Here is a 3,909-nt window from a genome sequence, read left to right on the forward strand (position 1 = left end):
TCGTCCGGCGCGCCCATCAAGCCGAAGCACGCAGGCACCACGTCAAGCGACGACTGCGCCTCCAGGTCATCCAGATCTAGCTATGTAGTACTAGGCCGCCCGTTCAGCGGTGATCGGCGCCTCGCCGCGCTCGGCCCGCAGCAATCCCTGGCGCTTGGCATCCTTGGCCCACCAGGTGCGCGCACCGGGCCTGCGCGCCTCGTACCCCAGCTGCCACACGGTGCTCCGGCACACGAACTCCTTGAGCTTCGCGCCCGGGCGGCCGCCGAGGTAGAGCCCTATCGCGGTGTCGTTCCTGCGGGAGAACTGGAAGATGCCCGCGCGACGCCCCAGGCTGATGCACTGGCCGGCGAAACCCACGCTGACGGGCGCGGGCCGTTCACCCGCCATCCGGCTGAGCACCGTCTCGGCGGCCTGCGGGCCCAGCTGAACCGCGGACTGGCAGCCCATCCGGAACGGCAGGTCCGACGGCGCCGCCGAATCCCCGGCCGCGATGACGCGCACGTCGTCCACGCTCGTCAACGTCTCGTCGGTGCGCAGGCGGCCCAGGGCGTCGGTGCTCAGCCCGCTGCGCGCGGCAAGGTCCGGCACGCCGAACCCGGCGGTCCAGATGGTCACCTCGCTCGGCACCGCGCGGCCGTCATCGAGCCGCACGACGTCGCGCGTCACGGCCGTCACCTTCGTGCCGGGGCCGTCGAGCACGGTCACCCCGAGACCGGCCAGCCGCCTGGCGACCGAGCGCCGGCCCCGAGGATGCAGGTACGGGCCGAGCGCTCCGCCGCACACCAGGGTCACTCGGCGGCCCTGCTCCGCCAGCTCGGCGGCGGTCTCGATGCCGGCCGGACCGGCTCCGACGACCGTCACCACGGCCGATGCGGGCGCGGACTGCAGGATCGGCCGCAGCCGCTGCGCCTCCTCCAGCCCGGCGATCGGATGGGCGAACTCGGCCGCGCCGGGCACCCGCGGGTCGGCGCTCCCGCTGCCCACCGCGTAGATCAGATAGTCGTAGCCGACCGTACCGCCCGTCGCCAGGGTCACGTGGCGCCCGGCCGCGTCGATCCGGGTCACGGTGTCGACCACCAGCCGGACTCCGTCGGCCAGGATCTTCCGGTAGTCGACGAGCGCGTCGTCGGACCCGCCCACCAGTTGGTGCAGGCGGATCCGCTCGACGAAGGCCGGGCGCGGGTTGATCAGCGTCACGGTCACGTCGTCGCGCTGCGTCAGGCGATTGGCCGCCATGACGCCGGCGTATCCGCCACCGACCACGACGACCTCGGTGTTCTCGGCCATGGTGTCTCCTCCGTTTGCAGGGGGTCGGCCACAAGACACCGCGCGATCGATCGTTGTGACAGGTGTGAGCGGGATCACCTGACACGCATGGACCGGGCGGAGGAACTCCCAGGGTGTCGCGCCCGGCCGGCCGGTGAGGACGGCCGCCGGTCAGTGGGCGGAGAAACCGCCGTCGACGAAGAGGGCCTGGCCGGTGACGTAGGCCGACGCGGCGCCGGCCAGGAACACGGCGGCGCCGGCGAAGTCGCCGGGCAGGCCGTTGCGGCCGATGAGGGTCCGCTCGGCCATGGCGTCCTGGCGGTCGGCGGGGATGTGCGTGACCAGCGGAGTGACGACGAAGCCGGGGACGAGCGCGTTGACGCGGACGCCGCGCGGGGACCACGCCTCGGCCTGGGAGCGGGTCAGGGCGACCAGCCCGCCCTTCGACGCGCCGTAGGCGCCGCTGTTGGCGAAGGCGCGGAAGGACTGCTGGGAGGCGACGTTGATGATGCGGCCGTGGCCGCGGCGGGCCATGCCCGGCCCGAACCTCTGGCCGAGCAGGTACGGCGCGTCCAGGTTGACGGCGATCGTCTTGTCCCAGGTGGGCTCGTCGAGCTCGTCCATCGGGGGCCGCAGGTTGATCCCGGCGCAGTTGACCAGGATGTCGGGCTCGCCGAACGGCGCGACCGCCTGGTCGGCCGCCCGGTGCACCTGCGCGCGGTCGGCGAGGTCGGCCGTGACGTACGCGGCGGGGCGGCCGTGGGACTCCAGCTCGGCGGCCGTGTCACGCAGCTCGGGCTCGCGACGGGCGATGAGGACGACCCGCGCGCCGGCGCGGCTCAGGGCGATGGCGATGGCGCGGCCGATGCCGGAGCTGCCGCCGGTGACCAGCGCGACACGGCCGTCGAGGGAGAACAGCTCCTCCAGGTAGGTCGTCACGGGGCGAAACGGTACCGGGACCGGGCCGGTCGCGCTGATCGCGGGGTGAGATGCTGGTGGTCTGCGGAAACGGTTCCGGCGGGGCCGTACCGTTCGCCATCGGGAGGCCGCGCTGCACACCGTCGTCGCCGAGACGCTGGCGGTCGCGTTGCTGCTGGCGGTGCTGGTCTTCGCGGTCGCCCGGCCGCGTGGGCTGCCGGAGGCCGTCGCGGCGGTGCCCGCGGCCGGCCTGCTGACCGCCGTCGGCGCGGTGTCCCCGGCCCAGGCGTGGGCGCAGACCCGCACGCTGCTCCCCGTCGTCGGGTTCCTGGCGGCCGTGCTGGCGCTCGCGCAGCTGTGCGACGACGAGGGGCTGTTCACCGCCGCCGGTGACCTGGTGGCGCGCGCCTGCCACGGGCGGCCCGTGCGGCTGCTGGCCGGGGTGTTCGCGGTCGCGTCGCTGGTCACGGCGGTGCTGAGCCTGGACGCCACGGTCGTGCTGCTGACGCCGGTGGTCTTCGCGACCGCGGCGCGGGTCGGGGTACGGCCCCGCCCGTACGTGTACGCCTGCACCCACCTGGCCAACTCCGCGTCGCTGTTGCTGCCGGTGTCGAACCTGACGAACCTGCTGGCATTCGCGGCCAGCGGGCTGTCGTTCACCCGGTTCGCCGGGCTGATGGCGCTGCCGTGGCTGGTGGTCATCGCGGTGGAGTACGCGGTGTTCCGCTGGTTCTTCCGCGGCGATCTGGCCGTCGCCCCGGGCCGGGAGCGGCCGGTCGAGCGGCCGCGGGTGCCGGTGTTCACGGTCGTGGTGCTGGCCCTGACACTGGCGGGGTTCGTCGTGACCTCGTTCGCGGCGGTGAACCCGGCGTGGGCCGCGCTGGCCGGCGCGCTGGTGCTGGCGGCCCGGGCGCTGCGGCAGCGGCGGACCACGGTACGCGGGGTGGTGGCGTCGGCCGGCCCGCTGTTCTGCCTGTTCGTGCTGGCGCTGGGCGTCGTCGTCAAGGCGGTGGTGGTGAACGGCCTGGACCGGGCGGCCGGTCGGGTGCTGCCGCACGGATCAGGTCTGCTCGCGCTGCTGGCGGTCGCCGCCCTGGCGGCGCTGCTCGCGAACCTGATCAACAACCTGCCCGCCGTGCTGGCGATGCTGCCGCTGGTGGCCCCCGAGGGGCCGGGACCGGTGCTCGCGGTGCTGATCGGCGTGAACCTGGGCCCGAACCTGACCTACGTGGGCTCGCTGGCCACGCTGCTGTGGCGGCGGATCCTGCGCGAGCACGACGCCGAACCGGGCCTGGGGGAGTTCACCCGCTTGGGCCTGGTGACCGTCCCGGCCACATTGGTGGCCGCGACCGTGGCACTGTGGGGAATGCTGGCGACGATCGGAGGCTGATCGGCGTGAAAGTGACCATCTGGATCACGGAGGGCACCTGGGAGGCCGCCGTCGACGCCGCCCGCGACCTGGCGCCCGCCGACGCCGACCTGACACTGCTGCACGTGACGGACGAGAAGGTCACCGCGGCCGCCCACCATGCCTACACCGGCCTGCTCGGGCGGGGCCACCGCGAACGCGACCCCGGCGTCCGCCTCGAGGCGCTGTCGCAGGCCGCCGCGGCCGAGCTGCTGGAGGCGGCCGCCGCGCGGCTCGGCCGGGCCGCGGCCCCGCGGGCCCGACACCCCCGCCGCGACCACGCGGGCGTCAGGGCCGCCGAGGGCGCCCACCAG

At 74.4% G+C, this 3,909-nt stretch carries 4 protein-coding genes; 2 read left to right on the top strand and 2 right to left on the bottom strand.

Going from position 1 to position 3,909, the window contains the following annotated elements; all coding sequences use genetic code 11:
* Window positions 1–90: 90 nt before the first annotated feature.
* A complete protein-coding gene (locus AB0K82_RS44325; RefSeq protein WP_364409736.1) occupies window positions 91–1,290 on the bottom strand; it encodes an FAD-dependent oxidoreductase in 1,200 nt (399 codons plus the stop codon).
* A 150-nt stretch (window positions 1,291–1,440) separates the two neighbouring features.
* On the bottom strand, window positions 1,441–2,208 hold the full coding sequence (locus AB0K82_RS44330) for a glucose 1-dehydrogenase (protein ID WP_364409739.1): 768 nt from the start codon (window positions 2,206–2,208) through the stop codon (window positions 1,441–1,443).
* A 148-nt stretch (window positions 2,209–2,356) separates the two neighbouring features.
* Here AB0K82_RS44330 and AB0K82_RS44335 point away from each other — a divergent pair, with 148 nt between their 5' ends.
* Both AB0K82_RS44335 and AB0K82_RS44340 read left to right on the top strand, forming a co-directional pair.
* On the top strand, window positions 2,357–3,577 hold the full coding sequence (locus AB0K82_RS44335; RefSeq protein WP_364409742.1) for an SLC13 family permease: 1,221 nt from the start codon (window positions 2,357–2,359) through the stop codon (window positions 3,575–3,577).
* A gap of 5 nt (window positions 3,578–3,582) precedes the next feature.
* Window positions 3,583–3,909 (top strand): hypothetical protein (locus AB0K82_RS44340; RefSeq protein ID WP_364409744.1); only part of this gene is annotated, 327 nt, incomplete at its 3' end.

Origin of the sequence: Actinoallomurus sp. NPDC052274, assembly GCF_040679475.1 — a bacterium.
Classification (GTDB): domain Bacteria; phylum Actinomycetota; class Actinomycetes; order Streptosporangiales; family Streptosporangiaceae; genus Actinoallomurus; species Actinoallomurus liliacearum.

Coding starts and splice junctions, on each gene's coding strand:
- AB0K82_RS44325 (WP_364409736.1), bottom strand. CDS start 1,290: ATGGCCGAGAACACCGAGGTCGTCGTGGTCGGTGGCGGATACGCCGGC.